Source organism: Streptomyces sp. NPDC057010, from assembly GCF_042673805.1.
Classification (GTDB): Bacteria; Actinomycetota; Actinomycetes; order Streptomycetales; family Streptomycetaceae; genus Streptomyces.
This window is the reverse complement of record NZ_JBHUSC010000028.1, coordinates 48,755-75,449: the sequence shown is the minus strand read 5'-3', so window position 1 is coordinate 75,449 and position 26,695 is coordinate 48,755. Positions and strand designations below refer to the sequence as shown.

At 70.4% G+C, this 26,695-nt stretch carries 37 protein-coding genes; 29 read left to right on the top strand and 8 right to left on the bottom strand.

What is annotated here, in order from left to right; genetic code table 11:
• Positions 1-99 precede the first annotated feature (99 nt).
• From ACFTXQ_RS22920 to ACFTXQ_RS22910, 3 genes are all read left to right on the top strand, one after another.
• Positions 100-822: a VIT family protein gene (locus ACFTXQ_RS22920; RefSeq protein ID WP_382643601.1), complete on the top strand. Its 723-nt coding sequence runs from the start codon at positions 100-102 to the stop codon at positions 820-822.
• 448 nt (positions 823-1,270) lie between these two features.
• Positions 1,271-2,167, top strand: a complete 897-nt coding sequence (locus ACFTXQ_RS22915; RefSeq protein ID WP_382643566.1) for a TIGR01777 family oxidoreductase — start codon at positions 1,271-1,273, stop codon at positions 2,165-2,167.
• 154 nt (positions 2,168-2,321) lie between these two features.
• Positions 2,322-3,572, top strand: coding sequence for an NAD(P)/FAD-dependent oxidoreductase (locus ACFTXQ_RS22910; RefSeq protein WP_382643564.1), 1,251 nt, complete (start codon positions 2,322-2,324; stop codon positions 3,570-3,572).
• A 127-nt stretch (positions 3,573-3,699) separates the two neighbouring features.
• On the opposite strand, the gene ACFTXQ_RS22905 is transcribed toward ACFTXQ_RS22910, so the two are convergent.
• On the bottom strand, positions 3,700-5,139 hold the full coding sequence (locus ACFTXQ_RS22905) for a regulator (protein ID WP_382643562.1): 1,440 nt from the start codon (positions 5,137-5,139) through the stop codon (positions 3,700-3,702).
• Between the two features lie 173 nt (positions 5,140-5,312).
• Between ACFTXQ_RS22905 and ACFTXQ_RS22900 the strand changes: the two genes are divergently transcribed.
• The 5 genes from ACFTXQ_RS22900 (at position 5,313) to ACFTXQ_RS22880 (ending at position 8,703) form a co-directional block, all read left to right on the top strand.
• Positions 5,313-5,666, top strand: a complete 354-nt coding sequence (locus ACFTXQ_RS22900) for a hypothetical protein (protein ID WP_382643560.1) — start codon at positions 5,313-5,315, stop codon at positions 5,664-5,666.
• Between the two features lie 43 nt (positions 5,667-5,709).
• Positions 5,710-6,513 (top strand): lipoyl(octanoyl) transferase LipB, encoded by an 804-nt coding sequence (gene lipB / locus ACFTXQ_RS22895; protein WP_382643558.1) that lies wholly within the window; start codon positions 5,710-5,712, stop codon positions 6,511-6,513.
• A gap of 110 nt (positions 6,514-6,623) precedes the next feature.
• On the top strand, positions 6,624-7,571 hold the full coding sequence (lipA, locus tag ACFTXQ_RS22890) for a lipoyl synthase (RefSeq protein ID WP_382643557.1): 948 nt from the start codon (positions 6,624-6,626) through the stop codon (positions 7,569-7,571).
• Positions 7,572-7,796: 225 nt separating this feature from the next.
• Positions 7,797-7,994 carry a hypothetical protein gene (locus tag ACFTXQ_RS22885; protein WP_382643600.1) on the top strand — a complete coding sequence of 66 codons (198 nt, stop codon included), beginning with the start codon at positions 7,797-7,799 and terminating at the stop codon, positions 7,992-7,994.
• A gap of 10 nt (positions 7,995-8,004) precedes the next feature.
• Positions 8,005-8,703 (top strand): DUF4191 domain-containing protein, encoded by a 699-nt coding sequence (locus ACFTXQ_RS22880; protein WP_382643555.1) that lies wholly within the window; start codon positions 8,005-8,007, stop codon positions 8,701-8,703.
• 163 nt (positions 8,704-8,866) lie between these two features.
• On the opposite strand, the gene ACFTXQ_RS22875 is transcribed toward ACFTXQ_RS22880, so the two are convergent.
• The gene (locus ACFTXQ_RS22875; protein ID WP_382643554.1) at positions 8,867-9,337 is read right to left on the bottom strand and encodes an RDD family protein; all 471 of its coding nucleotides are present in this window, start codon (positions 9,335-9,337) and stop codon (positions 8,867-8,869) included.
• 186 nt (positions 9,338-9,523) lie between these two features.
• Here ACFTXQ_RS22875 and glnA point away from each other — a divergent pair, with 186 nt between their 5' ends.
• From glnA to ACFTXQ_RS22855, 4 genes are all read left to right on the top strand, one after another.
• Positions 9,524-10,933 (top strand): type I glutamate--ammonia ligase, encoded by a 1,410-nt coding sequence (glnA, locus tag ACFTXQ_RS22870; protein WP_382643552.1) that lies wholly within the window; start codon positions 9,524-9,526, stop codon positions 10,931-10,933.
• Between the two features lie 684 nt (positions 10,934-11,617).
• Positions 11,618-13,051, top strand: coding sequence for a hypothetical protein (locus ACFTXQ_RS22865; RefSeq protein ID WP_382643551.1), 1,434 nt, complete (start codon positions 11,618-11,620; stop codon positions 13,049-13,051).
• Positions 13,048-13,383, top strand: a complete 336-nt coding sequence (locus ACFTXQ_RS22860) for a DUF6083 domain-containing protein (protein WP_382643549.1) — start codon at positions 13,048-13,050, stop codon at positions 13,381-13,383. The genes ACFTXQ_RS22865 and ACFTXQ_RS22860 overlap by 4 nt, the downstream gene beginning before the upstream one ends.
• Positions 13,380-13,646 carry a hypothetical protein gene (locus ACFTXQ_RS22855; RefSeq protein ID WP_382643547.1) on the top strand — a complete coding sequence of 89 codons (267 nt, stop codon included), beginning with the start codon at positions 13,380-13,382 and terminating at the stop codon, positions 13,644-13,646. The genes ACFTXQ_RS22860 and ACFTXQ_RS22855 overlap by 4 nt, the downstream gene beginning before the upstream one ends.
• A gap of 166 nt (positions 13,647-13,812) precedes the next feature.
• Here the strand turns inward: ACFTXQ_RS22855 and ACFTXQ_RS22850 are convergent, their stop codons facing one another.
• Positions 13,813-14,034 carry a hypothetical protein gene (locus tag ACFTXQ_RS22850; RefSeq protein ID WP_382643545.1) on the bottom strand — a complete coding sequence of 74 codons (222 nt, stop codon included), beginning with the start codon at positions 14,032-14,034 and terminating at the stop codon, positions 13,813-13,815.
• Positions 14,035-14,402: 368 nt separating this feature from the next.
• On the opposite strand from ACFTXQ_RS22850, the gene ACFTXQ_RS22845 reads away from it, so the two are divergent.
• The 13 genes from ACFTXQ_RS22845 (at position 14,403) to ACFTXQ_RS22785 (ending at position 20,356) form a co-directional block, all read left to right on the top strand.
• Complete coding sequence (locus tag ACFTXQ_RS22845) at positions 14,403-14,738, top strand: hypothetical protein (RefSeq protein ID WP_382643543.1); 336 nt, start codon at positions 14,403-14,405, stop codon at positions 14,736-14,738.
• Complete coding sequence (locus ACFTXQ_RS22840) at positions 14,735-14,887, top strand: hypothetical protein (RefSeq protein WP_382643542.1); 153 nt, start codon at positions 14,735-14,737, stop codon at positions 14,885-14,887. The genes ACFTXQ_RS22845 and ACFTXQ_RS22840 overlap by 4 nt, the downstream gene beginning before the upstream one ends.
• Before the next feature lie 197 nt (positions 14,888-15,084).
• Positions 15,085-16,326, top strand: a complete 1,242-nt coding sequence (locus tag ACFTXQ_RS22835) for a DUF2637 domain-containing protein (protein WP_382643540.1) — start codon at positions 15,085-15,087, stop codon at positions 16,324-16,326.
• A gap of 148 nt (positions 16,327-16,474) precedes the next feature.
• Entirely contained in the window at positions 16,475-16,636 is a 162-nt protein-coding gene (locus tag ACFTXQ_RS22830) for a hypothetical protein (RefSeq protein WP_382643538.1), read from the top strand.
• Positions 16,633-17,223, top strand: coding sequence for a hypothetical protein (locus ACFTXQ_RS22825; protein WP_382643536.1), 591 nt, complete (start codon positions 16,633-16,635; stop codon positions 17,221-17,223). Before ACFTXQ_RS22830 ends, ACFTXQ_RS22825 begins: the two co-directional genes overlap by 4 nt.
• Positions 17,224-17,231: 8 nt before the next feature.
• Positions 17,232-17,672 carry a hypothetical protein gene (locus ACFTXQ_RS22820; protein WP_382643534.1) on the top strand — a complete coding sequence of 147 codons (441 nt, stop codon included), beginning with the start codon at positions 17,232-17,234 and terminating at the stop codon, positions 17,670-17,672.
• 1 nt (position 17,673) lies between these two features.
• Positions 17,674-18,444 carry a hypothetical protein gene (locus ACFTXQ_RS22815; protein WP_382643532.1) on the top strand — a complete coding sequence of 257 codons (771 nt, stop codon included), beginning with the start codon at positions 17,674-17,676 and terminating at the stop codon, positions 18,442-18,444.
• 114 nt (positions 18,445-18,558) lie between these two features.
• Complete coding sequence (locus tag ACFTXQ_RS22810; protein WP_382643530.1) at positions 18,559-18,801, top strand: hypothetical protein; 243 nt, start codon at positions 18,559-18,561, stop codon at positions 18,799-18,801.
• 83 nt (positions 18,802-18,884) lie between these two features.
• Positions 18,885-19,040 (top strand): hypothetical protein, encoded by a 156-nt coding sequence (locus ACFTXQ_RS22805; protein ID WP_382643528.1) that lies wholly within the window; start codon positions 18,885-18,887, stop codon positions 19,038-19,040.
• 78 nt (positions 19,041-19,118) lie between these two features.
• Positions 19,119-19,355: a hypothetical protein gene (locus ACFTXQ_RS22800; protein ID WP_382643526.1), complete on the top strand. Its 237-nt coding sequence runs from the start codon at positions 19,119-19,121 to the stop codon at positions 19,353-19,355.
• Positions 19,352-19,624: a hypothetical protein gene (locus tag ACFTXQ_RS22795; protein ID WP_382643524.1), complete on the top strand. Its 273-nt coding sequence runs from the start codon at positions 19,352-19,354 to the stop codon at positions 19,622-19,624. The genes ACFTXQ_RS22800 and ACFTXQ_RS22795 overlap by 4 nt, the downstream gene beginning before the upstream one ends.
• 67 nt (positions 19,625-19,691) lie before the next feature.
• Entirely contained in the window at positions 19,692-20,114 is a 423-nt protein-coding gene (locus ACFTXQ_RS22790) for a type II toxin-antitoxin system RelE/ParE family toxin (RefSeq protein WP_382643523.1), read from the top strand.
• Positions 20,111-20,356 (top strand): hypothetical protein, encoded by a 246-nt coding sequence (locus ACFTXQ_RS22785; protein WP_382643521.1) that lies wholly within the window; start codon positions 20,111-20,113, stop codon positions 20,354-20,356. The genes ACFTXQ_RS22790 and ACFTXQ_RS22785 overlap by 4 nt, the downstream gene beginning before the upstream one ends.
• A 72-nt stretch (positions 20,357-20,428) precedes the next feature.
• Here ACFTXQ_RS22785 and ACFTXQ_RS22780 read toward each other — a convergent pair whose 3' ends face one another.
• The 5 genes from ACFTXQ_RS22780 to ACFTXQ_RS22760 all read right to left on the bottom strand — a co-directional run bounded on the left by ACFTXQ_RS22780 (position 20,429) and on the right by ACFTXQ_RS22760 (position 23,847).
• Positions 20,429-20,632, bottom strand: a complete 204-nt coding sequence (locus ACFTXQ_RS22780; protein ID WP_382643519.1) for a hypothetical protein — start codon at positions 20,630-20,632, stop codon at positions 20,429-20,431.
• Positions 20,633-20,674: 42 nt separating this feature from the next.
• Positions 20,675-21,286, bottom strand: coding sequence for a hypothetical protein (locus ACFTXQ_RS22775; RefSeq protein WP_382643517.1), 612 nt, complete (start codon positions 21,284-21,286; stop codon positions 20,675-20,677).
• Between the two features lie 8 nt (positions 21,287-21,294).
• Complete coding sequence (locus ACFTXQ_RS22770) at positions 21,295-22,071, bottom strand: hypothetical protein (RefSeq protein WP_382643515.1); 777 nt, start codon at positions 22,069-22,071, stop codon at positions 21,295-21,297.
• Positions 22,072-22,282: 211 nt separating this feature from the next.
• Positions 22,283-22,663: a hypothetical protein gene (locus ACFTXQ_RS22765; RefSeq protein WP_382643513.1), complete on the bottom strand. Its 381-nt coding sequence runs from the start codon at positions 22,661-22,663 to the stop codon at positions 22,283-22,285.
• The gene (locus tag ACFTXQ_RS22760; RefSeq protein WP_382643511.1) at positions 22,660-23,847 is read right to left on the bottom strand and encodes a helix-turn-helix domain-containing protein; all 1,188 of its coding nucleotides are present in this window, start codon (positions 23,845-23,847) and stop codon (positions 22,660-22,662) included. The genes ACFTXQ_RS22765 and ACFTXQ_RS22760 overlap by 4 nt, the downstream gene beginning before the upstream one ends.
• Positions 23,848-24,050: 203 nt before the next feature.
• Here ACFTXQ_RS22760 and ACFTXQ_RS22755 point away from each other — a divergent pair, with 203 nt between their 5' ends.
• The 4 genes from ACFTXQ_RS22755 to ACFTXQ_RS22740 all read left to right on the top strand — a co-directional run bounded on the left by ACFTXQ_RS22755 (position 24,051) and on the right by ACFTXQ_RS22740 (position 26,627).
• Positions 24,051-24,224, top strand: coding sequence for a hypothetical protein (locus tag ACFTXQ_RS22755; protein WP_382643509.1), 174 nt, complete (start codon positions 24,051-24,053; stop codon positions 24,222-24,224).
• A gap of 28 nt (positions 24,225-24,252) precedes the next feature.
• Positions 24,253-24,432 carry a hypothetical protein gene (locus tag ACFTXQ_RS22750; protein WP_382643507.1) on the top strand — a complete coding sequence of 60 codons (180 nt, stop codon included), beginning with the start codon at positions 24,253-24,255 and terminating at the stop codon, positions 24,430-24,432.
• Between the two features lie 212 nt (positions 24,433-24,644).
• On the top strand, positions 24,645-25,814 hold the full coding sequence (locus ACFTXQ_RS22745; protein WP_382643505.1) for a cupin domain-containing protein: 1,170 nt from the start codon (positions 24,645-24,647) through the stop codon (positions 25,812-25,814).
• Between the two features lie 6 nt (positions 25,815-25,820).
• Entirely contained in the window at positions 25,821-26,627 is an 807-nt protein-coding gene (locus tag ACFTXQ_RS22740) for a hypothetical protein (protein ID WP_382643503.1), read from the top strand.
• Positions 26,628-26,695 lie beyond the last annotated feature (68 nt).

The following is a 26,695-nucleotide window of genomic DNA, read 5'->3' as shown; positions in this document are numbered from 1 at the left end:
GTCTGCCGGGTGGCCCCGTACGGCCGGTGCCACGACAGTGGTGGCGTGACGGGAAACGAAGGCTCGGGCGAGGCCCCGAGGACCCCCACCCGGGTGCACCTGGAGGCCCACGGGGGCGGCGGGGGCGGCCGGGGCGGCGGGACGCCGAGCGGGGAGATCAGCACGCGGCTGAACTGGCTGCGGGCGGGGGTGCTCGGCGCGAACGACGGGATCATCTCCACGGCCGGCCTGGTGGTCGGCGTGGCCGGGGCCACCACCTCGCGCTCGGCGATCCTGGCGGCGGGCGTCGCCGGGCTGCTGGCGGGATCGCTGTCGATGGCGGCGGGGGAGTACGTGTCGGTCAGCTCCCAGCGGGATTCGGAGCGGGCGGCGCTGGACCTGGAGCGGCGGGAGCTGGCCGAGGAGCCGGAGGCCGAGCTGGACGAACTCACCGAGCTGCTGATGGGGCGCGGGCTGAGCCGGGAGCTGGCGCGGGAGGCGGCCGAGCAGCTGACGGAGCGCGACGCGTTGCGGGCTCACGCCCGGGTGGAGCTGGGGATCAACCCCGACGAGCTGGCCAATCCGTGGCACGCGGCGCTGGCCAGCCTGGTGGCCTTCACGGTGGGGGCGCTGCTGCCGCTGCTGGCGATCGTGCTGCCGGGGCCGTCGGAGCGGGTGCCGGTGACTGTGGGGGCGGTGCTGGGGGCGCTCACGCTGTGCGGGGTGATCAGTGCTCGGCTGGGCGGAGCGCCTGCGCTCCGCGCGGTGGGGCGGAACGTGGTCGGGGGTGCGCTGGCCATGGCCGTCACCTACGCGGTGGGCACCTGGCTCGGCACCACCTGACGCGGCCCGGTCCCCCGCGCCTCAATCGCCGGCGGGGCTGGACATGCCGCGTGCGGCGCCGCTCCGGGGGCTCCGCCCCCGCGCCCCCGCGCCTCAATCGCCGGCGGGCTGGGGTGGCGCCCCCGGTCGGGGCCTTGTCCGCTGAGGCGGTCCGTGGGGTCCCTCCGGGACGTCTCCTCGGCTCGCGCACCAAGGCCCGCTGCGTCAGGGAAGGGTGGTTGCGCGCTCGTCCTGCGGGGACGCCCCTGCGCGCCCCCACTCCCCCCACCCCAAGACCCGCTCCGGCCCCGCGCAATGGCACCCCCCAGCCCCGCCGGCGTTTGAGGCGAACGGGGTCCGGGGCGAAGCCCCGGCAGCGGCGCCGCACCCGGAACACCGCGGCCCCGCCGGCGAGGCGCGCGGCAGCGGCGCCGCACCCGAGACCGCCCGGCCCCGGCAGGATAGGGGCATGCGCATCGCAGTCACCGGCTCCACCGGCCTCCTCGGCAGTGCACTCGTACGGTCCCTCCGGGCGGACGGGCACGAAGTGGTGCGGTTCGTGCGGCGGCCGCCCGCCGCGGCGGACGAGGCGCGGTGGGACCCCGGGCGGGGGTACGTCGACCGCGACGCCCTGGCCGGGTGCGGGGCCGTCGTGCACCTGGCCGGCGCCGGGGTCGGGGACCAGCGCTGGACGGCCGCGTACAAGAAGGAGATCCGCGACAGCCGGATCCTCGGCACCGACACCATGGCCCGGGCGCTCGCCGCGCTCGCGCAGCCGCCGCAGGCGTTCGTCGTCGGGTCCGCCGTCGGGTACTACGGGGACGCCGGCGACCGGGTCCTCGACGAGCACGCCCCGGCGGGGACCGGCTTCCTCGCGGGCGTCTGCGTCGAGTGGGAGGCGGCCGCGCAGCCGGCCCGCGCGGCCGGGATCCGTACCGCCTACGCCCGTACCGGCCTGGTCGTCGCCCCCGAGGGCGGGGCCTGGGGCCGGATGTTCCCGCTCTTCCGGGCCGGCCTCGGCGGCCGGCTCGGCAGCGGCCGCCAGTACTGGCCGTACATCTCCCTCCGGGACCACATCGCGGCCCTGCGGCACGTCATCGACACCCCCTCCCTCTCCGGCCCCGTCAACCTCACCGCCCCCGAACCGCTGACCAACCGCCAGGTCACGGCGGCCATGGCCCGCGTGCTGCGCCGGCCCGCCGCGCTGCCCGTACCGGCGGTGGCCCTGCGCATCGCGCTCGGCGAGTTCGCCTCGGACGTGCTGGGCAGTCAGCGGGCCGTCCCCACCCGGCTGCTGGAGTCGGGCTTCGTCTTCCGGGAACCGGGCATCGAGCAGGCCATCCGGGCCGCCCTCCCCGGCAGGTAACAGCCGTGCGACCGGCGTGCGACCGTTTGTGACCCGGATGCGACCGCCGTGCGACCGGAGATGACCGCAATACCCCACCGAACTCGGGTTCCCCTGGAGCCGGTTGGGGGAAGGAGGACTCCCACACAGCCGCGCCGACCTCGGGGAGGGGCACGTGCTCAATGCGGACGTCGTCATCGTAGGAGCCGGAGTCTCAGGACTCGCGGCCGCGCACCACCTGATCGCAGCGGGGGTCGCGGTCACCGTTCTGGAGGCCTCGGGCGACCCCGGCGGCCGGATGGCCACCGTCTCGGCCGACGGGTTCCGGCTCGACCGGGTCGGCCAGCTGCTCAACACCTCGTACACGGAACTCGGCCGGACCCCCGGCCTGGCCGACCTGCCCCTGCGCACCTTCGCGCCCGGGGTCCTGGTCCAGGGCACCGACGGCAAACAGCTCCGGGCCGGAGCCCTCACCCCGGCCCGCGCCCTGGCCAGCGGCTCCCTCGACCAGGCCCGGCTCAGCGCCGCCCTCGGCCGGCTCGCCGCCCTGCCCGAGGAACGCCTGCTCGCCCGTCCCGAACGCACCGCGCTCGCCGCCCTGCGCTCCCGCGGCCTGCCCCCGCGCACGGTCAACGGCGTGCTCCGGCCGCTCCTCGCCACCCTGCTCCGCGACCCGGAGCTCACCACCTCCAGCCGCGTCGCCGACCTCGCCCTGCGCGGCTTCGCCCGCGGCCGCCTCGCCGTGCCCGAGTCAGGCGCGGCCACCCTGCCCGAACTGCTCGCCGCCGCCCTGCCGCCCGGAACGATCCGCACCGGGGTCCGGGTCCGGTCGGTGGCGACCAACCTGGTCACCACCGAGGAACACGGCGACTTCGGCTGCCGCTCCGTCCTCCTGGCCACCGGGGCCCGCGCCGCCGCCGAACTCCTGCCCGGCCTGCGCGTGCCCGGCTTCCACGAGGTCACCGTCCTGCACCACGCCACCGCCGCACCCCTGCCCTGGGACGGCTCGCTGCTCCTCGACGCGGACCCCAAGTGGCCCGTCGCCCACACCGCCGTCATGAGCGCGGTCGACCCGACGCGGGCCCCGGCCGGCCGCAGCCTGGTCACCACCACCGTCCTCGGCCCGCCGCCACCCCTGCGCACGGTCGCCTCGCGCCTCGCCCGCCTCTACGACACCGCCACCCGCGACTGGGAGCTGCTGGCCCTCCACCACACCCCGGAAGCCGTCCCCGCGATGCCCCCGCCCCACGACCTGCGGCGCCCGGTGCGCGTCCTGGCCGGCCTGTACGTGTGCGGGGACCACCGGGACACCAACACCGTCCAGGGCGCCCTGCGCTCCGCCCGCCGCGCCACCACCGCCGTCCTGCGCGACTTCGGCATCCCGCTCCCGACCACCCAGGAACCGGCCCTTCCGGTCGCGGCCTGACCACCACTCACTGGCCCCGGGCTCTCAAAACGCCCGGCGCGGCTGGTTTGCCCGCAGGGCAAATCCAGCCCCGCCGGCGTTTGAGGCGCGGGGGCCGGGGCAGAGCCCCGGCAGCCGGCCCGCAGGGTCAAGACAACGCCGCCACCCGGTCCCGGTACTGCCGCACGGCCGACGCGTCCCGGTACGGCTCCAGCCGCCGCTCGAAGTCCCGTACGTACTCCACCGCCCGCACCGACCGCATCTCCATCGCCTGCTGCGCCGCCTCCGCGCCCAGCGCGCACGCCTGGTCCAGCTCGCCGAGCCCCAGCCGCGCCGTGGCCAGCACCACCCGGCAGAACAGCCGGGACCGCGCGTACCCCGGCGCCCTCAACTGCAGGGACCGCTCCGCGTGCTGCGCCGACGCCCGGTACTGCTGGAGGTCCCGGTGGCAGTGCCCGAACTCGTCCGCCAGCTGCGCCTCGTCGAAGAACCGCGCCCAGTGCGGCACGTCGTCCCCGGGCCGGGCCGCGCCCAGCGCCCGCTCGGCCCGCACCAGCGAGGCCGTCGACGCCCGCACCTCGCCGAGGACCGCGTGCCCGCGCGCCTCCGCCGAGTGCAGCAGGGCCTGCACCAGCGGCGGGGGACCGGAGCCCACGCCCTGCTGGGCGACGCGGGCCAGCTGCACCGCCTCCCGGCCGTGGCCCAGGTAGACCGCCTGCCGGCTCATGGTGACCAGCACGTACGAGCCGTACGGCCGGTCGCCCGCCGCCTGCGCCAGGCGCAGCGCCTGCACGAAGTACCGCTGGGCCAGCCCGTGCGCGGCGATGTCGTACGAGGTCCAGCCCGCGAGCCGGGTCAGGTCGGCGGCGGCGGAGAACAGCCGCCGCCCGGTGGTCTCCCCGTAGGTCCCGCGGAGCATCGGCTCGGCCTCGTGCTCCAGGTAGCGCACCAGGGCCTGCCGGGCGTGCCCGCCGCCGTAGGCGTGGTCCAGGGTGCGGAACAGCTCGCTCACCGAGCGCAGCGCCGCGATGTCCCCGCCCGTCACCCGCTGCCCGGGCCCCCGGTCGATCTGCCGCTGGCGGGGCACCGAGGCCCGCCCCTGCACGGGCACGCGCGCCGCGGCCGGCTCGGCACCGCGCCCCACCCGCTCGTCGGCGCGCCCGATCAGCCAGTCCCGGCTGGGCACGACCAGTCCGGCCGGGGTGAAGGCGATCTTCCGCAGTTCGGCGTGGGAGCCGGAGTCCTTGCGCCACAGCCCGCTCGCGATGTCCACGGCCTCCTCCGGGGTGGCGGCGAACTCCAGCCCGGCGTAGACGGGCGCGCAGGCGTCCAGCCCCAGGTCCTGTGCGGAGAGCCGCCGCCCCAGCCGCCGGGTGAAGACCTCCGCGATCAGCGCTGGGGTCGTGCCGCGCGGCTGCTGTCCGCGCAGCCAGCGGGTCACGGAGGTCTTGTCGTACCGCAGATCGAGACCGTGCTCCAGGCCGAGCTGGTCGACGCGGCGGGCGAGCCCGGCGTTGGAGAACCCGGCTTCCGCGATCAGCGCCGCGAGCTGCCGGTTGGGGACGCGCTGGGCAGGTCGTTCCGTCATCGGCTCCACGGTTTCCTGACGTGACGGACCGGAGTCCCGGCCCTGTGAACGGCGTGAATGTAGCGGCGAACTCCCCTCTTGCCGTCCTCTCTGTCCCACATTCATCCGATCGTGTGCAGAATCGGTAGGACCCTTTACGGACGGACCCCCTCCACCCGCATAGGCTGCGGGCCATGACCCGCCGGCCCCACGGGGCGCACCTCCCCGAGGAGCGTCCCGAATCCACCGCTCCGCTGCCTCCGCCCGAGCTGACCGAGGCGGAGTGCCGGCGGTGCGGGACCTACATCGCGGGACTCGACGGGCGGTACGCCTGCGGGGTGTGCGGCTGGGTCAACGACCACTCGGAGGGGCACCGGCGGCTGCCGCGCGAGGACGAGGACCCGGACCGGCCGCCGAGGGGGCGGCGCCGGCCGAAACAGCTGCCGGGGCCCCCGCCGGAGCCGCCGCAAACCCCGGCGGAGCCCCTGCCCGAGCCGCCTCCCGAGCCCCCGGAAGGACCCCGGGAGGGGCCGCCGTACCCTTGCTGAGTGCGATACGTGCACACAGCAGGTTCAACGAGGAGGCGCTGCGGTGGCTGAGCTTGGGTTTGTCCATCTGGGCTTCGGGCCGGACGGCTACGTCGAGTACACCGAGGCCTGGGAAGAGCAGCGCCGGGTCCACGCCGCCCGCTTCGCGGACGAGATCGGGGACACCTGCCTGCTGCTGGAGCACGACCCCGTCTACACGGCGGGCCGGCGCACCGACCCCAGCGAGCGTCCGCTCGACGGCACCCCCGTCATCGACGTGGACCGCGGCGGCAAGATCACCTGGCACGGCCCGGGCCAGCTCGTCGGCTACCCGATCATGAAGCTGCCCCGCCCGGTGGACGTGGTCGCCCACGTCCGCCGCCTGGAGGACGCGCTGATCCGCACGGCCGCCGACTTCGGCGTGGAGACCACCCGTGTCGAGGGCCGCTCCGGGGTGTGGGTCCTCGGCGACCCCGTCGAGGAGCGCCCGAGGATCGGCGGCCTCTCCCTCGACCTCGACCCCCGCATGCACGACGACGAGTTCGACGCCCGGCTGAACGGCCCCGAGTACGCCCCGTCCAACGCCGGCCAGCGCCGCGAGGACCGCAAGCTCGCCGCCATCGGCATCCGCGTGGCCAAGGGCGTCACGATGCACGGCTTCTCGTTCAACGTGAACCCGGACAGCACGTGGTTCGACCGGATCATCCCCTGCGGCATCCGGGACGCCGGTGTGACCTCGCTCTCGTACGAGCTGGGCCGCGACGTCACCATCGCCGAGGTGCTGCCGGTCGTCGAACGGCACCTGAGGGACGTGCTGGAGCACGCGGAGCTGAAGCCCCGCGAGACAGAACCCGCCGTGGGCGCCTAGCCGCCGGGGAATGCGTCCGCCACCCCTCGGGGTTGGCCGACGTAAGAGCGTACGAAATTACGGGCGTACCCTGGTGGGCGCCGAGGAATCAAAGTCACAGGGAGCCGGTCGTGTCCGCAGTCGCACCCGACGGACGCAAGATGCTGCGCCTGGAGGTCCGTAACAGCCAGACCCCCATCGAGCGCAAGCCCGAGTGGATCAAGACCCGGGCGAAGATGGGTCCCGAGTACACCAAGATGCAGGCCCTGGTGAAGGGCGAAGGACTGCACACGGTGTGCCAGGAAGCCGGCTGTCCGAACATCTATGAATGCTGGGAGGACCGCGAGGCCACCTTCCTCATCGGTGGCGACCAGTGCACCCGGCGCTGTGACTTCTGCCAGATCGACACGGGCAAGCCCGAGGCCCTGGACCGGGACGAGCCGCGCCGCGTCGGCGAGTCGGTCGTCACGATGGACCTGAACTACGCCACCATCACCGGCGTCGCCCGCGACGACCTGCCGGACGGCGGCGCCTGGCTGTACGCGGAGACCGTGCGCCAGATCCACCAGCAGACCGCGGGCCGCGAGGCCGGCCGCACCAAGGTCGAGCTGCTGGCCCCCGACTTCAACGCGGTCCCGGAGCTGTTGGAGGAGGTCTTCGCCTCCCGCCCCGAGGTCTTCGCGCACAACGTCGAGACGGTGCCGCGGATCTTCAAGCGGATCCGCCCCGCCTTCCGCTACGAGCGCTCGCTCGAGGTGATCACCAAGGCACGCGCGTACGGCCTGGTCACCAAGTCGAACCTGATCCTCGGCATGGGCGAGGAGCGCGAGGAGGTCTCGCAGGCCCTGAAGGACCTGCACGAGGCCGGCTGCGAGCTCATCACCATCACCCAGTACCTGCGGCCCTCGCCGCGGCACCACCCCGTCGAGCGCTGGGTGAAGCCGGCCGAGTTCGTGGAGCTGGCGAAGGAGGCCGAGGAGATCGGCTTCTCCGGTGTGATGTCCGGTCCGCTGGTCCGGTCCTCGTACCGCGCCGGGCGCCTCTACCAGCAGGCGATGGAGAAGCGCGCGACGGTCTGACACGGACTGTGTGAACTCGCGCACAAAGTCTTACCAACGGGTAACACCGCATCGACGCGGCCCCTAGGCTCACTCAAGGAAGAGCCTGGCGGGCCGCGTCAATGTTTCATCACGTTTGACCGCCAGGTCATGCGCTGGTAACACCAATCAGTGACGCTGGATCCACGCACAGCAACGCACAGCCCTCGCACCGCCGACGTGAGTTCCGTGAAGGGGATCGACATCATGCAGGCCGCGCCCGTACGCGCCATCGCCATCCCGTCCCTGTCCGACGCCTTCCGCGGCTTCGAGTCGCTGCTCATGAGCGGCGCCCGCCGCAACGCCTGGACGGCCGTGCTCGAGGACCGCCGCAGGGCCAAGGACCGGGTCGAAACCGAACACGTACTTGAGGCCGCGGCGACCCGGACCCCGCAGGCCACGTAAACTTCGCTCTATGGCGAGGAAGTCAAACGCAGAGACTGCTGCGAACCCCGGGCGACTGAAGCAGATCGCCCTGACGTACAAGATGACGCGCAAGGCCGACCCGAAGGTCGGTCTGATCGTCGCGGGCGTGGGAATCGTCACCTTCGGTGTCTTTCTTGCGATCGGCTTCCTGATCGACCACCCGGTCTACCTGGGCATCCTGGGCTTCCTGGTGGCTTTCCTCGCGATGGCGATCGTCTTCGGGCGACGGGCCGAGCGGGCTGCCTTCGGGCAGATGGAGGGACAGCCGGGCGCGGCCGCGGCCGTACTGGACAACGTGGGCCGGGGCTGGACGACCACCCCCGCCGTCGCGATGACCCGGCAGCAGGACATCGTCCACCGTGCCGTCGGCAAGGCCGGCGTCGTGCTGATCGCCGAGGGCAACCCGAACCGCGTGAAGCCGCTGCTCGCGAACGAGAAGAAGAAGCTGGCCCGGATCATGCCGGACGTGCCGGTGCACGACTTCATCGTGGGCACGGGCGAGGGCGAGGTGCCGCTCAAGAAGGTCCGCACCACCCTCCTCAAGCTCCCGCGCGTCCTGGCGGGCCCCCAGATCACCGAGGTCAACGACAAGCTGCGCGCCATGGGAGATCTCATGTCGAACATGCCCCTGCCAAAGGGCCCCATGCCGAAGGGCACGAGGATGCCTCGTGGCGGAAAGATGCGCTGACCCGCTCGGCTGATTTTCGTATACGACACGGAGGCGGCCCCCGCCCCCGCGGGGCGGGGGGGGCCCGGCGGGGGGGGTGTGTGGGGGGGCGCGGTTGGGGCCCGGCGGCCCCCCCGCCCCCCGGGCCCCGGGGGCGCCTCTGCGTGTCGTTCCTTTCGCGGGCCTAGATGCGGACCTGGATCGCGCGGGACAGGCGGTCGTGGAGGCCGCGGCCGTCGCGGTCGCGGACCAGGGCGGGGACGAGCAGGGCCATGAGGAGCGTGCGCAGCACCACGCGGGGCAGGCCCAGGCGGGTGCCGTCCTCCGAGAGGACGCGCAGGCCCACGATGCGCTTGCCGGGGGTGAAGCCCACCGTGCCGACCGTCAGGAGGGTCAGGGTGAGGAAGAGCACGTACGTCCAGTTGGCCAGCGCGTTCATGTCGCCACCGCCCGTGATCAGGCCGTAGGCAATCACCTCGCAGGCGATCCAGTCGAGGGCGATCGCGCCTAGCCGGCGGCCGAAGCGGGCCAGGGAGCCGGGCCCCTGCTGGGGCAGGCCGAGCCGCCGGCCCGGGTAGCCGTAGTCGACGCCCATGTCCTCGGCGGCGGCGCGGGGGCCGGAGAGCCAGGATCCGATTGCTTGCCTGTTGTCCACCCGACCACGGTACCGGTGGCGTCTCGCGACCTGCGGACGGGACCCTGGTTAACTTGTGCGAAACAAATGGGTCATGCTTGAGAAATCCCGTCTGCTTATGGTCGGGTCAGCGTGCGGCACCGCACTGACGCACCACGAGCTATAAAGCCCGTCCCTCCCCCGGGGACCGGGAGTAGGAGGAGTTGGATGTTCCAGAACGCCGACGAAGTGAAGCAGTACATCGAGGAGAACGACGTCAAGTTCGTCGACGTCCGCTTCTGCGACCTGCCTGGTGTGATGCAGCACTTCACCATCCCGGCGCGGGCGTTCGACCCGGCGGAGGAGCTCGCCTTCGACGGCTCCTCGATCCGCGGCTTCCAGGCCATCCACGAGTCCGACATGGCTCTGCGTGCCGACATCACCACCGCGCGTCTGGACCCGTTCCGCCGTGACAAGACGCTGAACATCAACTTCTTCATCCACGACCCGATCACGGGCGAGGCCTACAGCCGCGACCCGCGCAACATCGCGAAGAAGGCCGAGGCGTACCTCGCCTCCACCGGCATCGCCGACACCGCGTTCTTCGGCCCCGAGGCCGAGTTCTACGTGTTCGACAGCGTGCGCTTCGCGACCTCCGCGAACGAGGGCTTCTACCACATCGACTCCGAGGCCGGCGCCTGGAACACCGGTTCCGAGGAGAACAACCGCGGCTACAAGGTCCGCTACAAGGGCGGTTACTTCCCGGTCGCCCCGGTCGACCACTTCGCCGACCTGCGCGCCGAGATCTCCCTCGAGCTGGACGCCCAGGGCCTCCAGGTCGAGCGCCAGCACCACGAGGTCGGCACCGGTGGCCAGGCCGAGATCAACTACAAGTTCAACACGCTGCTGGCCGCGGCCGACGACCTGATGCTCTTCAAGTACATCGTGAAGAACGTCGCCTGGCGCAACGGCAAGACCGCGACCTTCATGCCGAAGCCGATCTTCGGTGACAACGGCTCGGGCATGCACGTGCACCAGTCGCTGTGGGCGAACGGCGACCCGCTGTTCTACGACGAGGCCGGTTACGCGGGCCTGTCGGACACCGCCCGCTACTACATCGGCGGCATCCTCAAGCACGCTCCGTCGCTGCTCGCGTTCACCAACCCGACGGTGAACTCGTACCACCGCCTGGTGCCGGGCTTCGAGGCGCCGGTCAACATGGTGTACTCGCAGCGCAACCGCTCCGCCGCCATGCGCATCCCGATCACGGGCTCGAACCCGAAGGCCAAGCGCGTCGAGTTCCGCGCGCCGGACCCGTCCTCGAACCCGTACCTCGCCTTCGCGGCGCTGCTGCTCGCGGGCCTCGACGGCATCAAGAACAAGATCGAGCCGATGGAGCCGATCGACAAGGACCTCTACGAGCTCTCGCCCGACGAGCACGCGAGCGTCCCGCAGGTCCCGACCAGCCTCGAGGACGTCCTCAAGGCGCTGGAGGAGGACCACGAGTACCTCCTGGCCGGCGGTGTCTTCACCCCGGACCTGATCGAGACCTGGATCGACTACAAGCGCACGCACGAGATCGCCCCGATCGCGCAGCGTCCGCACCCGCACGAGTTCGAGCTGTACTTCGACCTGTAAGAAGCTGGGCAAACCCGGACCAATCGCCCCTAGGGGAGTGCGGTCCGGGAACCCCTTCTGACCTGCGGAAACACTTGCGACGCTTTCCGTTGTCTTTTGCTGGTTTCCGGCCCCTGGTGCAGCCGCCGTGCAGGCCGAAGCCGCGAGACTGACGGCGCGCCAGGCATAACTTCATACGAGCAAGGGCCCCGCTGTTCTCTACGGAGAGTAGCGGGGCCTTTTGCTGTTCATCCTGATATGTCCGCAAAAGCGCAGGCCAAAGGGCACGCTGCTAGAAGTGGGCATGTCATGGATGCAGGTTGTGCTTACTCCGAGTGCTGATCTAACTTCGCGTCCGTAGTCGCACGCGGGCGTCCCAGTAAGGGGGCTCGGTAGCTGCTGCACGGCACCGTGCTGTCCAACCCAGCCGGCGTCATCGTCAGGGCCGCGACAACGCAAAGAGGCCCGAGCATCTAGGGACGGTAGCAGCCGTCCCGTTCCAAGAAGCTCGGACCTCTGAGCAGTGGAGCGACCTCCACCCTGCTTCCTCCGCCCTTGCCGGGGCTCGGGAGCTGTACGCGGAAGCTGATACCTCCCGTGAACGTGCCTATTTTGGCATGCCCTGATGCGGCATGGCCACCCAGACCGCCCTTCGGGGACGGGGAATTCGCCGCACCGGCGGACACCTCCACCTTCGAGACGCTGATGCCCCTCGCATGGCTGTCACGCCTTCCCGGCGACGCCGTCCGGCTCGCGTCCAAGGTCATCGACTACGGCCACGGCGGCCAAGGCTGCTTCGCCTCCCGCAAGCGGCTGGCCCTCGAACTCGGCCTCCACCCCGTCACCATCAGCGGCTATATGGCGCTGCTCTCGCTCCTCGAAGACGGCCGCGCCATGACCACCGAGAACACCGGCCGCGCGACCCCGACCCGGCGCCTTCGGCCCCTTCGGCGCGACGAGAACGGGCGGCCGGCGGAACCCTTCATCCGGTTCTCCAACGATGCACGGGACGTACTGCGGGGGAACCGCCTCAAGGTCTACGTCTACGCCAGGTTCTGCGCGGACACGAAGACCGAGTTCCGTCGCTCCCAGGCCGCGAAGCTCTGCGGGATCACCGGCAAGGACACCGTCCGCCTCATCCTGCGCGAGCTGGAGGCCGATGGCTGGATCACCCGCACCGAGGAAGGCGGGGGCCTGCACGGCGCTCGCTACGACGTGCACGACAAGCCGGTGACCCACCCCGATCCGGCTACCCCCACCGCCCCCGAAACGGCTACAGGCCCCCACCCCGATCGGGCTACACAGAACATCTCTCTGGGAACACCACTCTCGGAACAAGCGCGCGAGGTCTCCTGTGGTTCCGCCGGTACGGCGTCACCTGTAGTAGCGCGTGGCCCTGTGGAAAACCCAGCCGTCGAAACGTTCGGGCAGGCAGTGGCCTCGGACGACACGGCTACGCCGGAACCGCCCAAGAAGTCCTTCACCACGATCTCGGCCACCGCGTACCGCGTGCTGCGGCTGCTGCCGCTGAAGCTGTCTGCGGCCCAGTACGCCCTCGCCTCGAAGGCGATCGAGGCGGCTGTGGCCAAGGTTGACGGCGACGTCGAGCGCATCACCTACCGCGTCCACGGCCACCTCGCCGACGAGCGCCACGCCGTCCGCGACCCGTACGGCTGGCTCATCAGCCGGGGTCTGCGGAACGCCCCCTGCCCGGCGCCGCAGTGCGAGGAAGGCCGCATCTGGGCGACCGGCACCGCCTGCCCGACCTGTCACGAGCGGTACGCCGACCGGCGCGGTACCCCGCTGATCTTCCGAGACCGGGCCACGGCGATCTACGAGGTGACTTGGGCCTGCACGGGCTGCGAGTGCCCCGGGACCGGCGAGGCGCCCGCCGATGGGACCTGCGACGACTGCCACCAGGCCGCCACCGCGATCAAGGCCGCGCTCACCGAGTACCACCTGCCCACCGAGTTCGAGAACGGCCTACGCATACCCGACCGCTGGCGCTGTGCCGAGGACGGGTGCGGCCACACCACCGAGGGCGCCCGGCCCGACCACGGCCGCTGTTGGCGATGCGCGCCGAAGCACAAGCGCCGCCAGCGCACTCACCGCCGCTGGCAGACCGGGGGCACCGCATGAGCGCGAGCAGCGAGCGGGGTGGCCGGCCCGAGTTTGGCCCGTGTGACGGGTGCGGCCTGGTGGTGGAGTTCCGCGAGGTCATCGACCAGCAGCACGACGTGGCACTCCAGCCGGGCGAGTTCCCCAGCCAACGACTCCCCGAGCGGGCCCGCTGGCACCTCGCCAGCGGCATCGCGTGGCCGGGAGAGAACGAGACCGCCTGGTGCCGTCTCGATCACGACCTCATCTGTCCGGCGGCCGAGGAACCGGAGGAACGAATCCTTCGCAATCTCCAGAGCCGCCTCGCCGTACGGGCACGGCTCGCACGGGATCGCCGATCGGACGGGCGATGACCTGCACCACCACCAAGGAGAAGAACATGAACGAGCGCGACTGGACCGAGCTGGTCGGCAAGGAGATCACGGTGGACGACAAGCCGATCTCCAGCACCGACGACGAAAGCGACCTGGACCGTCCCACCGTCTACCGGGGGACCGTCGTCAGCGCGACCAACGAGCCCGCGGCCCTGCGGATCTTCCTGCCGAGGACCCGCAAAGAGATGACGGTGTACCCGAACCAGTGGGTGATCACCGTCATCGGCGGCGGCACCGACTGACCGTGCAGCCCTGCCACAACGAAGCCTGCGCCGAGGCGGACCCGCTCTCACCCTGCGTCTGCCGCTGCGGCGGATGGGGGCACGCGGCGAAGACGCAGCCGGGCCTGTTCCGGTCCGAGGACATGCAAATGCCCCCGCCGAAGGAGCGGGGGCCTGGAGGTCCGGATCAGGCAGTGGCCGGCTTGTCGTAGGTCACCGGCGGCTCCGGGTCGTCGGGAACCTGCGGGGCGCCGATCGCCTTCACGGCCCGCTCGTACCAGTCGATCGGAACGACGGCCACGACGTCGGTCGTGTACTGCCGGGCGATCACGACGCCGCCGCGCTCGCGGACGTACCGCGTCACCTTCGCCCAGTGCACCCGTACGTCGTTCGAAGTCAGTCGCCACATGGTCCGCATCGTACGGGCTGGTTGACTCGCTCGAAAAGGTTGTGTGGGTTGACTCAACCTACTTTTTGAGTGCACGCTCTACCGCAAGACCTCAATGCCGGAGCAGCAAGCCGGAGTTGAGGAGTACGACCAGGAGCCCGGCGGTGGACCGGGGGAGGCAGCCGGCGCCTTTGCAGTCCGGGAGAAGGCCGTGCGACGGCCTCTAAAGCGCCGGGCAAGGTCTCGGCGCATCGCGGCGGGCGGGCCCCAGCGGGACCTCCTCGGACGCCGGAGCAACACCGGCCCCGCCCACGCACCAACGACAAAGCCCCGACCGTGTGCGACCACGACCGGGGCGGCCGAACCCCCTACGCAGCAGGGAGAACGACATGACCAACAACGTACCGCCCCGCATTCCCGACCCCCGCGCCGGGCAGGCCGAACGGCGGGCCCACATCGCCGCCGTCATCGCTGAGCTGACCGCCGAGCACCCTGACGCCACGCACGTCTACGACGCCGTGATGGACCTCCTCGCGGCCGTCGACCGCATCCCCGGCGCTGTCCTGGAGATCCGTCTTCCCGGCGTCCTCGACGCCCACGACATGACCGCGCTGGGCGACACTCTCACCGAGGGCCGCACCTGGCGTACCGGCCGCCTAACCGAGGCCACCGGCGTCACCGAGCACGGCGCCCACGTCCGCGTTATGACCGAGGTGGCGGCGTGAGCGGGATCCAGCTCAAGCTCCCCACCGGCTACGCGATCACGCTCAACGAGCGCCGGGTGAAGGCCGCCAAGATCCGCGGGCGCATCCGCCGCCGTGCGCAGGCAGTGGCCTGGAACCAGGCGGCCGAGAAGTTCTTCGAGGGGGTCTGAAATGCGTCCACAGAAGAACGCCGGCTGCGGGACGTTGTTCCTCAACCTCGCCGCCGTCCTGTTCGTCGTCTGGCTGGCCCTGCACGTCGGGACGACTCCGTGAACCCCCGCCCGCCGCTGCACCAGCGGTACCGCTCCATCGGCGCGTTCTTCATCGGCGCCCGCCACGCACGTGCACAGATCAGAAAGGCGGGCCGATGAAGCCGCCGCTCCAACTCACCCGCACGCACAAGATCCTCATCGGCATCGTCACCTTCGGCGCCGTGGTCGTCGCGGGAATCGGGTTCGCCGGCTCGTACGCCGCCGTGAAGAAACTGGCGGTGCAGAAGGGGTTCGGCACCTTCGCGTACGTCTTCCCGATCGGCATCGACGCGGGGATCGGCGTCCTCCTGGCCCTCGATCTGCTGCTGTGCTGGATCCGGATCCCCTTCCCGGTTCTGCGGCACATCGCATGGCTGCTGACGGCCGCCACCATCGCCTTCAACGGGGCCGCGGCGTGGCCGGACCCCCTCGGGGTCGGAATGCACGCGGTGATCCCCGTCCTGTTCGTCATCACCGTCGAAGCCGCCCGGCACGCGGTGGGCCGGATCGCCGACATCACCGCCGACAAGGACATGGACGGGGTCCGCATCACGCGGTGGCTGCTCTCCCCGGCCCCCACCTTCAAGCTGTGGCGCCGGATGAAGCTGTGGGAGCTGCGCAGCTACGAGCAGGCCGTGGGGATGGAGCAGGACCGCCTCGTCTACCGAACCCGCCTCCAAGCCCGGTACGGCCGCGCCTGGCGCCGCAAGGCCCCGGTGGAGGCCGTGATACCGCTCCGGCTGGCCAAGCTCGGCGTACCCCTCGCGCAGACCGCCCCCGCCGGGCTGGCCGCCGCCGGAATCCTGATCGAGTGGAGGCCCTCGGCACCGTCGGCACCCGCTTTCGAGGAGCACGCCGACACCGCGCTGGACCTGGCGGCCACGCCCGCACTGCCGCCCATCCGGACGGTGATTCCGTCCCCAGCCGTCGCCTTCGCGGCGCACAACCCCAAGCGGCCACGCGAGGAGGTCAGCGTCCGCATCCCGCTGGACGACGTGGACGAACTCGACGACTGCGAGGCGGACACGCAGGAGGAGGACACGCAGGAACCCGAGCCGGAGAACCTGCACGAGAACCCGGATGACACGCAGGACACCCAAGAGGGTGACGCTGCCGACGAGTCGACAAACCCGCAGGCCGCTCCGGCTTGTCCGCCGCCCGACAACAGCCTGACCGCCCGCAACGCCCGCGCGGCCAAGGAAGCGGCCAAGCGCCGCTTGTCCTACGCGCAGGGGTGGCAGCAGGCCCAGCAGGACACGCCAGGCATCACTCAGGCCGAGTACGCCGCGCAGCTCGGCGTGTCCCCCCGGACACTGCGCCGGGCGCTCAGCGAACACGCCCCCGCACTGACCGGCTGACGCATGGTCGCCCTCGGAGCCGAGCCCCCACGGGCAGCCCCGAGGACGGCCACGGGCCAGCCGGCCCGCACACATGAAAACGGCGCCCCGGCCACTGCTTCCTACGGCCGACCGGGGCGCCACCTACCCGTAAAGGAAGGAAGCCCCAGTGTCCCGTATAACGCGGTTCTTCCGCCGCCCGGCGTACCGGTTCACCCACACGGGGAACCTGCTCTACTCCGTCCCCCCGCGCCCGGTCCACACCGCCGAGCCCGGAGCAGACGAGATCGCCCTGCGCACCGCGCTGATCCGGATGGGGGTCGGCCGGTGAACGACCAGAACGCTCCCGAGGACACCCGCAAGGAACGGCAGGAGAAACGGCGGCGCATCCTCTGGTACAGCCTCGCCAAGGACGCTCCGGAGGGCGTGGTCCCCGAGCCCGCGAGGACCGAGACGGAACAGATGCTCGAAGTCCTAAACCGGATCGCCGAGCAGACCGCCCCCGCTCCCGCTCCTGCCAAGAAGCAGAAGCTCCCGCACTCGACGCAGGACGTTCATGAGTGGTGGGCGAAGCTCCCGGCCAAGACGAAGTTCCTCTTCCGCCACGGGTCCGCCCTGGCCCTCGGCGCCTGGGGCTACGGCCTGCTTGAAGGGGACTTCTCCGTGGGTCTTCCGCAGACCTTCGGCTCCTGGATGCAGGCCGCCGCGGTCTCCTCGACGTCTCCCTACACGGGCCTCACGCTCGGGGCCTTCATCGTCCTCGGCACCGCCTTCATCGGCGCCCGGGTGATGGCCACCGTCGGGAAGTGGCTCTCGTTCTCCCCGGTGCTCCTCGGCACCGTCCGGTACGCGCTCGCCGTCCCGATGTCCTCGGCCGTCTTCGCCGTTCTCATCCACACCACGGCCGCGACGGTCTGAGGGGAATCATGATCAACACTGTCACCCTGGCCGGCGCGCAGACCGCTCTCGGAGACGTGGGCGGCGGCGGTATGGCCGTCATCTTCACCACCGTGCTCATCCTCGGCGTCAAGGGGAAGGGCAAGAAGCGCCTTGCCGCCGTCCCGGCCGTCGTCGTCGGCATTTTCGCCGGGGTCGAGTTCGACCGGGCCGGCGACCCCTGGAACACGATCTCGCAGTCCCTGCACGAGGTAGTCGTGGAAACCAGCAGCTCGGGGGACCTGGGCGTGATGGGCCCCGGCTTCGCCGCCCTGTTCCTGCTGGCTCTCTTCTTCTACCTGAAGCTCTCCCCGGCCATCGGGGCCATCCTGGGGCTGTTGATGTCCTCCGCGTGGGCAGCGGCCCCGGAGTCGGTCTGGCGGGTGCCGCTCAAGCTCGTGGGAACCCTCCTCGGCATCGTGGGGGGCTGACGTGGCCGATCCCAAGATCCCCACCCCCCGCGAGTGCGGGCGGGCCCTGTGGTGGCTGGTCCGGTGCGCCTGCCACGTCGTGTTCGTGGACGGCGCCGAGGTGAAGAACGGCAAGGGCAAGGTGATCGAGGAGTCGACCCGCTCGACCCGGGTCGTCCTCGCGGGCTTCACGGGCTTCCTGTTGGTCATCTTCGGCAAGCGGTACCCCGAGCTGTGGTGGTGGACGGGCGGGATCCTCTTCCTGGCCGTCTTCGGTCTCGGCGCCACCGGCGACTTCACCCATGAGGAAGAAGACGACCAGGACGAGGAAGAAGACGCGGGGGAGGAGGACGACGAAGGCCCGGGGGAGCCGGACGAAAAGCCCGAGCCGGCCGACACGAAGGCCGCGGGGGAGAAGCTCACCCTCAAAATCCTCCGCTACGTCAACATCCACACCTCCGGCGGCACCAAGGGCGTCCACCTCGACGCCCTCGCCGTCCACCTCGACCTCTCCCTCACCGCGCTCCGCGAGCACTGCGAACGCGAGGGCTTCGAAGTGGTCTCCTTCAACATCAAGCGGAACGGAAAGCAGGCCAACCGCATCGGCATCCGACGGGACTCCCTCGAACGCCTTTATGGCGCTCCCCTCCCCACCGTCATCCAGCACCTCGAACAGCCCCTCACCCCCCGGGCCGAGGCCCCCTCCACCGAGGGCACCCCCGTCGCCGACGGGGTCCACATCCTCAAGCCGCTCCCCTCCCCCGGCCCCTTCCCGGACGCGGTAGCGGGATAGAACCACAGGTCAGAGCCCTATCCGCTAGAACTACCTATCCTTCCGACCGCCCCCACGCCTCCCTTCCAGCAGGTAGCGTCAACGCCCAACAGAGCCTGTTGGAAGGAGAGTTCAATGGCCTGGCGCTACCGCTGCGGCACCTGCGACACCGCATGGGGATGGATGTCCAAGGAGGCCGCCGACGCCGTCCGCCGACGCCACCGTGAGCAACGCCACGACGGCGGAATCCCCGGCAAAGAGGAATTCACCTCCGACGCCCAGAGCGCCACCGACAACCCGGTCGCCCTCCTGATCACCGGCGCCCTCTTCGCCTTCGGCGCCCTCGTCTGGATCTGGCAGCAGATCACCGGCACCTGACCCGGTCACCTGGCCGTGCAGCTCCCGCCCGCGCGGGAGCCGTGCGGAGGCCGACCGGCCCTCTCTCCCGCGAAAGGAATTCCTTGATCAGCAACAAGTACAAGCAGCTCGCCGTGGACGCCGCCGACGAGGCTTTCAACGAAGCCAACGAGGAGAGCCGGGCCACCGTGACGGCACTCACCTCCATCACGTTCGCGCTCCTCCACATGGCCGAGGTGATCGAGAACCAGGAGAGCTGATCCAGCAGCGCCAGCGCACATCAGGCCCCCGCCACCAGCACGACGGCGGGGGCCTCTCGCATCCCTGAAAGGACACCCGTGGACCCCACGACCCGGCAGGCAGTCAACGCCATCACCGAAGCGCTTGAGGAAGGACGCGACGTCGCCGAATTCCTCGCCACCGCCCTTGCCCACGTCGCCGCCGCGGAGGGAGGCGTGGACGAAGTGCTGCGCAACCGCCCCGGCTCGTGGGAGGCGACCCATGTCCGCGGCCTCCTGCACGGCACCGTCGGACCCGACGGCGAGGCGCTCATCCACTACCGGGAGACCCGATGATCACCACCGACACCCCGCCCTTCCGCCCCGAAAACGGGGGGACCGAAGCCGATGACCTGATGTGCACCGCATGCGGCTGGACGTACGGGATTCTCTGCCCGGAGTGCGCCGGCTGCGGCTGTTCGGTCGGCTGCTCGGGCTGGCGCCACGGTGAGTACGGCGGCGGCCAGGACGACGATGCCGAGCCGTACGACTGCGGGGACGACGAGTGCGAGGGGTGCGACGAGTGCAGCCCCTACGGCCTGGCCTACGGGCAGGTGGGCTGGTGAGCTTCGGCACCCAGCACAACCTCCAGCGGTACCGAATCGTTTCCTTCGCGGAGCCGGAAGGAAGCAGATGAGCACACAACCGAGTGGTTACGAGCTGGCGATCGTCCCCGAGGTGCGAGAGTGGCTGCATGGACTCCGCCGCACCGACCTGACGACGCTCACGCTGGTGTCCAAGGCGATCACCCGTCTCCGTCGCGATGGTCCAGCCCTCGGCCGCCCGCTCGTGGACACCCTGACGCAGAATTCCTCCAGGATCCGGAGGAAGAAGCGCGTCCAGTCGCGTTATCCCAACATGAAGGAGCTGCGACCCGGATCATCGGGTAGCAGCGAGGTGCGCATCCTGTTCATCTTCGATCCGCAGCGGAGGGCGGTGCTGCTCGTGGCTGGCGACAAGGCCGGAAACTGGGCAGGCTGGTACGAGGAGGCCATTCCTCTGGCGGACGCACGATACGAGGACTACTTGAAGGCGCTGGAGGCCAACGGATCATGAACGGATACTCGGTCTACCGCTCCGAGCAGGAGTTTCTCGACGAATTCGTGCCAGAGGAGCTGCACGACGAGGTGCGTAAGGGTGCCGATCTGCTGGCAGCAGAACCGCAGCGCACACGCCGTGTCAACGTTCCCGTTCGGGCTGTGATCGCCATACTGCGTGCGGCGCTGCGGGCATCCGGGTACCGCGACGTGGTGGTGACCGCAGACGACAAGGAAGGCACCCGGTTCCGGGTCGCCTGACCTAAGCACAGATGCCCGCGCCCCCGGCACACCCAACCGGACCAGGCGGGGGCATCTGTGTTCCCGGAGCTGTCAGCCGGGCACGGTCCAGTAGGCGGCTCCGAGGCGGCACAGAGCCCTGCGCAGGCCGTATCCCGGCTCGTAAGGGCCGCCCTGGTGTATGTGCTGTGCCTGGCAGTACGGGCACCGCACGAGCAGGCTGTGGCCGGTGTCGGTGGTGAGGACGACGGCGATGGCGGCGGGTATGCCTCGGTGGCGGCGTCGGGTGTAGAGCACTACGGGCCCTCCGTTGACGGGGTGTGCCTGAAGGGCGGAACTTCAGGCGTCGGTGAGGGCCACGCGTTCCTGCTCCAGCCACTCCAGCAGGGCGTCAACGAGCGCCCGGGACGGGGTCGTGCTGTGCCGGAACGGTTCGTCGGGGCTGATCTTGCCGGGGAAGACGACGAAGCGGGTGAAGAAGTCGGTGAGCATGTCGTAGGTCCGCGCCGCGTCGGCCGCGGTCCTGACGGGCACGAGGGTGCGGCCCCGGGTGTTGCGCCGCGCGTACTCTTCGACGACTTCGATGTAGGGGACGCGGTCGGTGGTCTCGTCGAGCAGCGCCTTCTGCTTCGGGGCGGGAGGCGGGGCGAGCGTCGGCAGCCACTCGCCGAGGAGCTGCATCACGTCGTGGAGCGTGGCGATCAGGATCATCTCGCGGGCCTGCGGGGCAGCGAACTCGATAAGGAAGCGGTGGTTGGTGTCCTCGCCGGCGCGGCGGTATACCCGGACCGTTGAACCGTTGAGCGTCGGCATGCCGGGCACGAAGAACGGGGCGTAGTGCAGCTCCGCCAGGGTCTTCGCCCAGTCGTCGGAGACCTCGGGCAGCGGCGAGGGAACGTTCGTCCAAGTGCCGGAGCGGTACAGGGGCAGCGTGGTCTCGGTGGCAGTCACGAAGGGTCCTATCTGGCGTATCCGTACGACGTCATCAGGTTGAGGTCGATGGTGAAGGCCGCCCTGCTCGGGGCCATCCGCTGTGTGAAATGCGAGTAGGTGACCTTGATGTGAGAGATCCATCCGAAGTAGTTCATCCGGGAATGATTCGGCAGACTCCGGTAGACCGCGCTGTCTCGGGGGTTCATGAGCGTGAGCCACACATAGGACATCTGCATGACGCCCAGCACATTGTCCGGGTCGGCCTGAGACTTGTTCACATTGTTCGGGTCCTCGGAATGCGCCGTCTGGTTCATGCCGACCATGTTGTACAGGACGTGCGAATCGGCAAGGACGCCGAGATCGCCGACGAACGTCTTCTGCTTGCTTTCGTCGCTCGTCTCATATGTGCGGTCGAACAGCAGGTCCAGACTGAGGGTTCCGCCCGTCGCACCCAGAACTGTGGACGTGTCCTCCGTCGGCGTATAACTGCCGGGCAGCAGCATATTGCTGGGGTCGACGCTGAAATCCACGGCGATCGAAGAAGGGTTGTAGAGAAACTTCAGCAGGTACGTCGGAGTCGCCGGAGACGAAGGGTCACCCGGCTCCTTGCTCACCGCCGTCTTCATGAACCCACGATGCAGATACCGCTGACCGTAGGTGTCGTCCTGAAGGTACGGGAACGACTCCAGTCGGTGGTCAATGGGCGGATTCACCCGCAGGTCATACGGGCCGGCGGGCCCCTTGTCCCCAAGCCTGGGATCGTCGGGACGCACATAGTCGGGGTTCTCGCCAGGGTGGGGCATAGTTCTTCTTCTCCTGCGGTGCGACGACGCGGCGCAGGATCCGGAGAAGAATGTGGTCCGATGTGTAGTCCTACCTGCTGCTTCGAGTCTAGGCAGGGAGCGGTAACCGGCGCCTGCGCCGCACGCGGCAGCCGGACGACGACGCCGCCTGAACAACGCACCACTACTCGGATCAGCCCCCGCCTGTCGGGGGCATCGTCATGTCCGGGAGTCAGACGGTCTGCTCGATGTGCTCGAAGATGTCCGCGTCGGTCTGCTGCTGCCACTCCGGCAGCGCGTCCCAATCCGCGACGTAGCCGGGCTTGGGGTTCTCGATGTGCTTGTGGATCTGCGCGATCCAGCACAGCGCGACGAACCGGCCCTTCTGCTCCCGGCTCAGCTTCGCCGTCTGCCCGCCGCTCACGGTGACGAAGTCGCGCACCTGCCCGTACACAGCCGCCGCGGACTGCCGTTCCCACTCCGGGGTGTCGTCCCAGGGGGTGATGTAGCCCGGCTTCGGCTCCCCGGGGAAGTGCTTCTTCACACCGGCGATCCACGCCTCGCGGAAGATCCGGCCGTCCTCGCTCATGGTGTCCTCTCCGATCGCGGTCATACGGTGGCGCCGATCTTCTGCGAGAACCGGCGTAGCCCCGGCATGTCGGGGTTCATCAGCAGCAGCTCCGACGTGATCGCCCGCACCTTCGGTCGGGTCGCCTCCTCCGGTGCGTAGGAGGCCAGGGCGCGGAGGGCGTGGAACGTCTTGGTCGGCTCGTCGAGCGCCTGCCAGACACGGGCGACGTCCATGCACATCCGCCCCCGCCGCTCGGCCGTCGGCAGGCGGCGGGGGTCGAGCTTCTCCGCGTACGTCAGGGCCTGGTCGTCCTCGCCGAGCGCATGGTGCACGGAGATACGGAAGCCGCGTGTCTGGGCCTCTCCGAAGTCCCCGGGGATGTAGAGGCGCTGTGCGGCCGTCTCGCGCCGCTTCGCCGTCTCCTCGGCCTCTCCGATCAGCTCCATGGCCTGCCCGCGCCAGCCGGCCTGCGCTGCCGCGTAGGATGCGGTCAGCATCAGGGTGCCCTTCATGGCGAGTTCGTCCGGACGCTGGCCCAACCGCCCGGCGGCTTCCTGAAGATGTTCGATCGCGGCCAGGTAGTCACCGCTGCGGCGCATGGAGACGCCCATGGAGTGCGCGGCCTCACCCATTACCACGGGATTACCCGTCAGCTCAGCCTGAGCGCGCGCCCGCTCGGCCGCCACCCACGCCATGCCCTGATAGTTCTTGATCGCGAGCTGCGCGAGCAGCACGTACGCGCGGGCCGCGATGTCGTGGGCCTGCGAGGCGAGGGAGCCCGAGATCAGCGAGGGCAGCGTGCGGCCCAGCTTGCTGTACTCCGCCGCCTGGAACACCCTCCGGGCCTCGACCAACGCGGAGAACAGTGCATCACGCGATGCTGGCCGCGCTTCGGGAAGGCGGAACAGCGACCGCTCCACCAGTTCCTTCGGGTCGATGGCCGAGGCGGAGGCGGTGCCGGGCAGCGCGGCAGCGATGCCGACCCCCAGCCCGAGCGTGAGCACTTTTCGGCGGTGCACGTCATCCCCTTCGAGTCCGACATCGGCAGCGGTCAGACCCAGGACACCACACAAAGCGGCCAACGCGTCGTCGTCAGGCTGGATCTTCCCGTTTTCGGCCCGCGAGACCCACGAGCCGGAGTATCCAACGGCCTTGCCCACCTCACACTGGTTCAGCCTCCTCGCGGTCCGAGCCTGCCGCAGCACATCCCCCAGCGAATCACCCATGCACAGAGTGTGCCGATGCATGCACAGACTTTGCAGACCTTCCGTCAGACATAGTCCGAACGGTCCTGGCCGCGTTGACTGTTCATCGCACCCCGGAGCAATCCACCCGCTCCGGGAAGTGCTCCCCCAGCAGCGGGGCTGCGGCCCTCATCCCTACGTCGCAGCCGTAGCCCCGCTGTGCCCTCGTCGGAGAGGAGAAGGCCATGACCTCCCTGCCGCGCCGGAAGCCCGGAGCCAGCGGACGCACCCTCGCCATACAGGAGCCGAGCCCCGGGGCGCCGAGCCGGGCCCTGCGCGTCCGCGCGGCCGGCGGCTGGGAGAAGTTCATGCGCCGCGCCGACATCGAACGGGGTGACGGTGTCCCGCCCCGGCCGTGAGCGCCAGCGCCAGACGGTGCCCGGCTGGGTGACCGAGGGGACAGCGATCAGGGATCCGCTGGAACGCAAGAACGGGATCGTCCAGTTCATCGGCGAGTGGGTCGACCCCACCACCCGCATCACCATCACCAACGCGATCTTCGCCCGGCCCCCCGGCGGCGGCAAGGAGTGGATCGTGAAGGACCCCTCCAGCCTCGAACGGGGCTGAACCACCTCAGACTTCCGCCCCGCACTCCTACGGCCCGGGGCGGGCGCACAGCCTCCCGTCGGAATCCTCCGGCGGGAATCACCGCAGCACCGAGAGAGGAGATCGTGATGGACCTGATCATCTCGAAGCGCATCGTGAAGGGTGCCAGCACCCAGACCCCCGACGGCGGGGGCACCGGCAAGGGCGACGGCAACGACTAGTCGCCGCCGCTGATGAACGCCGCTCTCGATGCGGCGGTTAAGGGCCTCGGCGGGGACTTCCTCGCCGGGGCCTTTGGCCGCACCTCTCAGCACTGGTCGCAGGTCGCGGACTTCTCCGGCCTGCTCACGTGGGACGACCTGAACGACATCCTCGGCCGGCACCGGCTCGACGCCCCCCGGCTCCGCCTCTTCCGCGCCGGCGTCCAGGTCCCCCCGCACGAGTACCTCCACAGCAAGGTGACCAAGCGCCACGAAGTACGGCAGCGCGTCCTCCCCGCCGCCCTGCACCAGCAGATAGCCGCAGGCGCCTCCCTCGTCGTGGACGCCATGGAGGGCCTGCACCCCGGCGTCGCCGAACTCGCCGAGACCCTGGAACGGCACTTCCACACCGACGTCCAGATCAACCTGTACGCCTCGTGGACCTCGACCGAGGGATTCGGAATCCACTGGGACGACCACGACACGGTGATCTTCCAGCTCGAAGGGTCCAAGCGCTGGCGGCTGTACGGCCAGACCCGGCCGGACCCCCTCCGCGACGACACCGAGACCCCCGAGGAACCCGACGCCGAGGCGTTCACCGAAATCATGCTGCGGGCCGGAGACATGCTGTACGTCCCGCGCGGCTGCTGGCACGCCGTGGCCGCGACCGAAGGCCGCTCCCTGCACCTGACGTGCGGCCTCACCCCCGCCACCGGCCAGAGCCTCCTCCAGTGGCTCGCCCGGCAGCTCACCGGCTCCGCCACCCTTCGGGCCTCACTCCCGGTCCACGCCTCACCCGCCGACCAAGCCGCCTACGTCGAATCCCTGCGCAAGGAGATCACCGAGGCGCTGCACCCCAACGTCATCGCCGAGTACCTCGAATCCCTCGACGCCTGCGACCCCGGACGCCCCTTCCCCTCCCTGCCCCACATCGAGACCGTCCCGGCCGACGAGACCCTGATCCTGCGCCTCACCACCGCCCGAGCCTCCTACCATGTGGCCGACAGCGGCATCGTGTTCCGCGCCGCCGGGCAGGAGTGGACGCTCAGCGCACACACCGTCGGATTCCTGGAGCCCCTCGTGGCCGGCGAAGCGGTCCCCCTGGGAGTCCTCGCCCGACGATCCGGAATCACCCTCGACCAGGCTGCCGCCCTCGCCACCGAACTCGTCACCTCCGACGTCGTCGCCGTCACCGGGAAGTAGGCCGCCATGTTCCCCGCCCCCGCACCCGAGATCCGCGACCGCATGCACGCCGCCTACGCCCAGGCATGCGAAGGGCTGCACCTCGCAGCCCCGCCCGATCCGCGGGTGTGGGGGTACCAGGGTCGGACCCTCTCCGGGCCCTCCGGGGACTGCTGGCTGCGCCTGGTCAGCGAGCCCGACGAGAAGGCCGGAGGCAAGCTCTGGGACGGGCCCCTCCTCGCCCGCCGCGCCCTGCCCGCAGCGGTGCGCCGCCCGGCGCTGCTCCGGGTACACGACTGGAGCGCGGACGGTTGGTCCTACCGAGCCGAACTGTACGACCGCCTCACCGCGCCCGTGGTCTCCGTCTGCCCCGTCCTCGACGAGGATCCGGCGCTCCCCGAAACGTGGTGGGCCGACATCCGCGGCGCCCTCGGCACCCTCGCCGCCGTCCCCACCGAACGCGTCGCTGTGCGCGAGGAGTACATCCGCCGCGTCGTCCCGCAGTACACCGGTCACCAAGTCGAAGACATCACCTGGTCCACCGCCCACGATGATCTGCACTGGGCGAACGTCACCACCGACGGCCACGTCATCGACTGGGAAGGCTGGGGCACCGGACCGTACGGCTTCGACGCCGCCACCCTCCACATCTACGCCCTGCGCGCCCCGGACACCGCCGCCCGCGTCCGCAAGGAGTTCGCGCCCATCCTCGACCGCCCCGAGGCCCGGGTCGCCGTCCTCACCGTGTGCGCACAGATCCTCCAGGCCGAGGACCGCACGGACTACTACCGCGACCTCGCCGGCCACGTCCGCGAGCACCTCAAGGGGATGTGACCCCCAGACCCCCGCCCCCGATCCGGGCGGACAGCACCACCCCCTGCACCACTCGAACAGATCGAGAG